The sequence below is a fragment of the Pseudoalteromonas sp. P1-8 genome (assembly GCF_001399985.1).
In the GTDB taxonomy this organism is placed as follows: Bacteria; Pseudomonadota; Gammaproteobacteria; order Enterobacterales; family Alteromonadaceae; genus Pseudoalteromonas.
This window is the reverse complement of sequence record NZ_LJSO01000008.1, coordinates 256946-263712: the sequence shown is the minus strand read 5'-3', so window position 1 is coordinate 263712 and position 6767 is coordinate 256946. Positions and strand designations below refer to the sequence as shown.

The following is a 6767-nucleotide window of genomic DNA, read 5'->3' as shown; positions in this document are numbered from 1 at the left end:
GAGCAATCTGACTACACCAGTATTAAATCTAGAATTAATGCAGCTCAAAATAATAAGCAACCAAAACCGCTTATGCGCTTTGCAGGTAGACCTCGTAAACATATGCCTAAGGGACTACCATTTGAGCTCAAAACATACCTGCAACTTGTTGATTGGACAGGCCGCTCAATACGAGAAAATAAGCCTGGGAAAATCCCAGATAATACGTTACCAATACTTGAAAGATTAAACATTTGTGCAGAAAACTGGCTCACACTTACTACTTCCTTTACTCGCTCATTTAAAAATACTGCAGGTAAAGAACAAGCAATCACAGCTTATACAAATCACATGAAGCGAAAACGAAGAAGCTCTATAGCTAATAGCTTAGCCTTATTTACTTAGTTACACATTCGACACTAGAAATCAATTTTACAAATCCAATCCTTTTAATTCTAGAAGCATAACAACTATTGCAACTAGCACTGACCAGTGTGTAAAACTAAAAAAATAACTCAGCACATAAGACTGAAATTTAATTAATGACAATGAAAAATCACTATTTTTATAGCAATTCAACTTGTTCTGAATAATTCACATCTATCTTTAGCTGATTCTTATTAAAAATAAGTTGGGTGTCTGGTTAAATATTTAAGTTGGCTGTCTTTTTAAAAATTAACCAAACCTTATTGTAGCGAGGTGTTAAGATGGGTGTCTAATTATAAAAAGAAACCTATTCTGATAGTAGCTAAGTTATGCAAGGCAGTAACGTAAATGCATTATCTATTGGTATAGTTAGCAATTTGCCACACGAACAATTCAATGCATAGTTCCACCCAAAAACAATAACAATTAAGCATATGGGTGCAACATAAATATCAAAAAACTTAAATACTGAAAAATTAATGCAAAAAGCCACATTTGCGGTTGACATCAGTTTCCAAAACGCTTAAAAATACTCCTAACATTTTTTAAACAGCAGCCATCTAGTCGGCTGTGCATTTTTTAGAAGAAAATTAAAAAATAATGAATATTCGCCGTCACCTTTTAGTCGTCAACGTTCTCGTACTGGTCTTAGTTACAAGCCCAGCGGGAGGCTATTAAAAGGTGAAAGCACGCTTTTTAAAAAACCCCCGCCATATGCGGGGGTTTTTTTATGCATTTATGCTTGCACACACAGAGGAATGAGGATGAGTACAACTGAATATAATGGATCCGAACTAGTTGTTCGGGCACTTAAAGGGTTGAATGTTAAGTATATTTTTGGCTACCCTGGCGGGTCTGTTCTTGATTTATATGACGCGTTATTTCAACAAGAAGATATTGAACATATCTTAGTACGTCACGAACAAGCCGCAACTCATATGGCTGATGGTTATGCCCGGGCTACTGGTGAAGTCGGTGTGGTGCTAGCCACTTCTGGCCCTGGCGCTACAAACTGTGTAACAGGTATCGCGACAGCGTACATGGATTCTATCCCAATGGTGGTGTTATCTGGCCAAGTTCCTACTGGTTTAATTGGTGATGATGCATTCCAAGAAACTGATATTGTTGGTTGTTCTCGCCCTATCGTAAAGCACAGCTATAACTGTCGTAGCGCAAAAGATATTCCAACAATCTTAGCTAAAGCATTCTACTTAGCCAGCACAGGCCGCCCTGGCCCGGTTGTGGTTGAATTACCTAAAGATATGCTTAACCCTGAGCTAAAGTTTCCATTCGAATTTCCAAAAACAACTGAGCTTCGAACTTATAACCCGAACACTAAAGGCCACTCAAAACAAATTCGCAAAGCAGTTAGCGCAATTTTAGAAGCTAAAAAACTGGTTATTTACTCAGGTGGCGGCATTATTCTATCAAATACCTCTGAGCAACTAACTCACTTGGTTGAATCATTAAATGCGCCAATCACTAACACCTTAATGGGCCTAGGTGGTATCAGCGGTACTCACCCTAACTTTATTGGTATGTTAGGTATGCATGGCAGCCTTGAGGCAAATAAAGCCATGGCAAATGCAGATGTTATTTTGGCTTTAGGCGCTCGATTCGATGATCGGGTAACGAATAACGTTAAAAAATTCTGCCCTAATGCCACGATTGTTCATGTTGATGTTGACCCAACCTCTATTTCTAAAACAATTAAAGCGCACATCCCGGTTGTTGGCTGCTTGAAAACAGTGCTTGAGCAGTTACAAACGGCGATTGATAAGAGCCCTATTTCAATTGATCGTTCGGCACAAGAAGACTGGTGGCGTCAAATTATTAGCTGGCGTGAACAAAAATGCCTAAGCTACAGCACTGATGGCGATAAAATCAAACCACAAGCCGTTATCGAGGCAATTTACAAAGCAACCGATGGAGATGCTTACATTAGCTCTGATGTAGGTCAGCATCAAATGTTTGCAGCTCAGTATTATCCGTTTAAACACCCTCGCCAATGGATCAACTCTGGTGGCTTAGGCACCATGGGCTTTGGATTACCTGCAGCAATGGGCGTTAAGCTTGCCTTCCCTGATAAAGAGTCTATCTGTGTAACGGGTGATGGTTCTATCCAAATGAACATTCAAGAGCTATCAACATGTTTACAATACAATTTAGCTGTGAAAGTTGTGTCGTTGAATAACCGCTCACTGGGCATGGTACGTCAATGGCAAGATATGATGTATTCAGGTCGTCACTCATCTTCTTACATGGAATCACTTCCTGATTTCGTAAAATTAGTAGAGAGCTATGGCCACGTAGGTATTCGCGTTGATCATATTGATGAGCTTCAACCTGCTATTGAAAAAGCCATGTCTATTAACGACAGACTGGTATTTTTAGATATCTGTGTAGATGAAAAAGAACATGTTTACCCTATGCAAATCAAGCTAGGGGCAGTCGATGATATGTGGTTACGTAAAGGAGTAAAAGCATAATGCGCCGTATTTTATCAATCTTATTAGAAAACGAACCTGGCTCGTTATCGCGCATTGTAGGCTTATTTTCACAGCGTGCTTACAACATCGATAGTCTGACTGTTGGCACAACTGACGATCATTCTCTTTCGCGTATTACCATTACAACCATGGGTGATGATCGCATCGTTGAGCAAATCACCAAACAAGTGAACAAGCTTGTAGATGTTCTAAAGATTATTGACTTAACCGAAATGGCACATATCGAGCGTGAGCTGTTATTAGTGAAAGTTTTTGCCCAAGATGAAACCACTCGAGCAGCAGTAACGCGTGTTGCTGATGTGTTCCAAGGTGCTATTTTAGATATGGGGCGCCACAGCTACACACTACAACTTGTAGCGAGCACAGAAAAGATTGAATCTTTCCTTGATACCCTGCGTCATGAATCAGACATTATTGAAGTTGTACGTTCAGGTGCGGTTGGTATTGGTCGTGGTGATAAAGCGTTAAAGGCATAAGCCTTTTTCGCTATCGCAACAAAACGCCAGTTACAAAAAAAGGGCTATAAGCCCTTTTTTCAATAATTAGTAAGTTACCCTATTAAGGATTAACTTGGTCTTTAAGACCTTTACCCGCTTTAAAGCTTGGGATAGTTGCTGCTGCGATTTGGATTTCTGCACCAGTTTGTGGGTTACGGCCAGTACGCGCTGCGCGCTCTTTTACTGAGAAAGTACCGAAACCAACTAATGCTACTGAGTTACCTTCTTTAAGAGAGCTAGTAACTGCGCCAGTGAATGCATCTAGTGCACGAGTTGCTGCCGCTTTTGAGATTTCTGCATCAGTAGCAATTTTTTCAACTAATTGAGCTTTATTCATTGTTAGATTCCTATTCGTTATTATTTTGCCTTCGCAAAACCTATCTTTATGCATTTTTGAGAAGTTAGCAACAGCAAATTGCTATTTTTACGTAATTTATTCAAAAATGACTACTATTTAACTATCAATCACAAGGTTAGTGACATCAGTATTAATAAAGACTTAATTTAACTTCCATCACAAAATTTTATGATAGCTAAACCATCATTCAATTTTCTCGATAACCAAGGTAACTTCCCCGACCTCAAAGCCAAACTTATCAATAGCGGTACGGTTTATCAAGCGTGATTGTGTTACCAAGTACATCCAATCATCGAAATTTACCACTAAAGTACTACCATCATATGGAAGCTCGACAGAATATGTCCAATGGAACACGCTTCCATTGCTCTCACCCTTTGCTTCGCCAATCACATCTGATGCTGTCCCTGTGATACTGCCATCATCATTAATGGTGATGTACCAAACACGGTTTTGCGTTTCGCCATCATCATAAACAAATTGCTCGTCAATCACTCCCTGATTGCCATTCCAAGATGCTTGCATGTCTACTACCAGCTTACGTGTTAACTCGCCCTTGTGGTCTTGCACAACGCCGTAGGCTTTGAGCTCACCACTAAAAAACTGCTTAAAGTCAAACTTAGGCTCTGTACCTTGATAATAATCAACATCTGGCGCAGAGCAGCTGGTAATTAACAGTACCATAGCGAAAATAAAGAGTGCTTTGAGCTTAATCATGTTTCCCTCCAATAAGCTGTTTACGAAGTGATGGTTCAGACGTGTCGGCGCTTAACCAAATTGCTAAGAAGTTGTCAGCGAATCTTTTATCATCGATTTGCCCTAGCTCTTTGTCATTAAAGTAAAAAGTACCAATTCCTTGTTCGTTTGTTTGAAACGACAATGAATCGTTTTTTTTGATATCAGGCCAAAGGGCTAGTAACTGTTTGTCATAAACACCTACCATGTCATTGAGCTTTAAATGTCGCCATTGCTCGTTGGTTGCTTTGACGATGTCTTTCGCATCGAAATCCCGCAAATAAGTAAGTGTAAGTTTGCTTGGGTGTTGGCCAAACTGATACGAGCCCGATGGAGTCTCTAATTTAGCGTTATAAACATCCCAAAACAGATACTCCATTTTCGCTTGGCCCACCGTTTTAAAGCCATTTGCATACACTCCCGCATAGAACAATAACGCAGCAAATAAACTTAAATTAAGTGACTGTTTCATCAAATAATCCTTAAAGTTGTGTTATCAAACACTACGAAAAACCACCTAAAACTGATCATTTAGCCGTTAAAAATCGCTTATTAATAGCGATAATAGCCATAAACATACTTGCCCAACCCAAACCATAAACCAGCCAAAACTGCCAAAGAACGAGCTCAGTATTAAGCACTTCAAAGCGCATTCCAGCGTAGTAACTAGCAGGAGCGAATAACGCGCAAACACCCCAAGCAATATACCAAGGCAGTTTTTGTAGAAACTGCATCGAAGTATTAATGGTTAAAAGCAGTGCAGCCCAAAGTACAACAAGCCATAAAGGAAAGGGGCTTACTTTAAAGGCAAGTAAATTAAAGCTGCTGGCGAGCAATTCATAGCCCAGTGCGAGAGGCAAGCCACATAATAGTAGCCAACTATCTTGCTGGCGTTGCTTTGATAGGTAAATCATCAAAGCGACAACAGCTAAAGCGGGTATCAGAGAGTTATGCTCAAGGAGTAAGGCCATAAACCAGACTCCTTGAAACAAAGCAAAATTAATAATCGAGCGCGATATCATCGCCAGAATGGCCAAAACGAGGTTTACGGGCAACTAAATGAACTGTACTGATAGCACGGGTTCTAAACGCACCTTCACAGTAAGCTAAATAAAACAACCATAAACGATAGAATCGCTGGTCAAATTTCACTTTATCTATTTCAGGCCAGCTAGCGACAAAGCGCTCGCGCCAATCAGCCAGTGTTCTTGCATAGTGAACACCAATATCTTTTACACTATGCACAACCATGTCTGTTTGCTGCTTTATTTGCTTATTCATTTCGTCTAAACAAGGCAAACAGCCACCTGGGAAAATGTACTGCTGAATGAAATCGGAATTTTTAAGGTAATGGCTGTAACGCTGATCAGCTATGGTGATTGCTTGAATAAGCATGGCACCACTGTCTTTTAATAAAGACTGACATTTTGCAAAAAAGCCAGGCAAATACTCATGACCGACAGCTTCAATCATTTCGATTGATACAAGCTTATCGTACTTGCCCTCTAAGAGGCGGTAATCCTGCTTTAATAAAGTAATTTTATGCTCAAGGTTAAGCTCTTTAACCTTTTGTTCAACATAGGCATGTTGCTCATCAGAAATTGTGGTCGTTGTTACATGGCAATCAAAATGTGTTGCTGCATAAATCGCAAATGCGCCCCACCCTGTGCCAATCTCAATCACCGAATCACCTGGTTGTAAATCAACCTGCTCACAAATCAATGCTAGTTTGTGCTCTTGGGCCTGTTCAAGGCTAGCTTGTTTTGAAGGGTAAACAGCACATGAATACAACATTTCGTCACTTAGAAATGCACTATATAAGTCGTTGCCTAAATCATAGTGCGCCGCAATGTTCTTTTTTGAACCGCTTGCTGAGTTTTTATTTTTAATGTGATTAACTCGGTGCACAATGCCACTCAAAAAGGCGAATTTTTTCTCGAATGCATCTAGCTGATCTTGATTAAGAGCAAATATTTCAATAAGTTTAGTGAGGTTGTCACAATCCCAATAGCCAAGAATATAAGCCTCTCCGGCCCCCACACTGCCAGATAACGCAAATGACTTATACATAGCAGCATCATTTACCGTGACCGTTGTGTGTAAATCACTTGTAATGTCACCGAATTGCTCTTTTTGGTTACCCTCTTTTAGGGTAATGCAACCTACATTGATACTGTTGAATGCACCTATTACCAGTTTTTTATAAAGCTTTGTCATCCAGCCGGTCGTTTGGGCTTGTGTTAAATTTGATACTTTTTCCAT

Annotated in this window: 7 protein-coding genes and 1 pseudogene; 3 read left to right on the top strand and 5 right to left on the bottom strand. The window is 39.9% G+C overall.

Annotation, left to right across the window (positions count from 1 at the left end; all coding sequences use genetic code 11):
• The 3 genes and pseudogenes from AN213_RS20280 to ilvN form a co-directional block, all read left to right on the top strand.
• Positions 1 to 384, top strand: a pseudogene (locus AN213_RS20280) (transposase); the annotation flags it as partial.
• 785 nt (positions 385 to 1169) lie between these two features.
• On the top strand, positions 1170 to 2894 hold the full coding sequence (locus tag AN213_RS13395) for an acetolactate synthase 3 large subunit (protein WP_055198832.1): 1725 nt from the start codon (positions 1170 to 1172) through the stop codon (positions 2892 to 2894).
• Complete coding sequence (ilvN, locus tag AN213_RS13390; protein ID WP_054551998.1) at positions 2894 to 3391, top strand: acetolactate synthase small subunit; 498 nt, start codon at positions 2894 to 2896, stop codon at positions 3389 to 3391. Before AN213_RS13395 ends, ilvN begins: the two co-directional genes overlap by 1 nt.
• An 82-nt stretch (positions 3392 to 3473) precedes the next feature.
• Here the strand turns inward: ilvN and AN213_RS13385 are convergent, their stop codons facing one another.
• The 5 genes from AN213_RS13385 to AN213_RS13365 all read right to left on the bottom strand — a co-directional run bounded on the left by AN213_RS13385 (position 3474) and on the right by AN213_RS13365 (position 6767).
• A complete protein-coding gene (locus AN213_RS13385) occupies positions 3474 to 3749 on the bottom strand; it encodes an HU family DNA-binding protein (protein ID WP_004586404.1) in 276 nt (91 codons plus the stop codon).
• A gap of 204 nt (positions 3750 to 3953) precedes the next feature.
• The gene (locus tag AN213_RS13380) at positions 3954 to 4487 is read right to left on the bottom strand and encodes a DUF3833 domain-containing protein (RefSeq protein ID WP_055198831.1); all 534 of its coding nucleotides are present in this window, start codon (positions 4485 to 4487) and stop codon (positions 3954 to 3956) included.
• Positions 4480 to 4977, bottom strand: coding sequence for a chalcone isomerase family protein (locus AN213_RS13375; RefSeq protein ID WP_055198830.1), 498 nt, complete (start codon positions 4975 to 4977; stop codon positions 4480 to 4482). Before AN213_RS13375 ends, AN213_RS13380 begins: the two co-directional genes overlap by 8 nt.
• Before the next feature lie 55 nt (positions 4978 to 5032).
• On the bottom strand, positions 5033 to 5527 hold the full coding sequence (locus AN213_RS13370; RefSeq protein ID WP_055198829.1) for a DUF2878 domain-containing protein: 495 nt from the start codon (positions 5525 to 5527) through the stop codon (positions 5033 to 5035).
• Complete coding sequence (locus AN213_RS13365) at positions 5505 to 6767, bottom strand: cyclopropane-fatty-acyl-phospholipid synthase family protein (protein WP_055198828.1); 1263 nt, start codon at positions 6765 to 6767, stop codon at positions 5505 to 5507. Before AN213_RS13365 ends, AN213_RS13370 begins: the two co-directional genes overlap by 23 nt.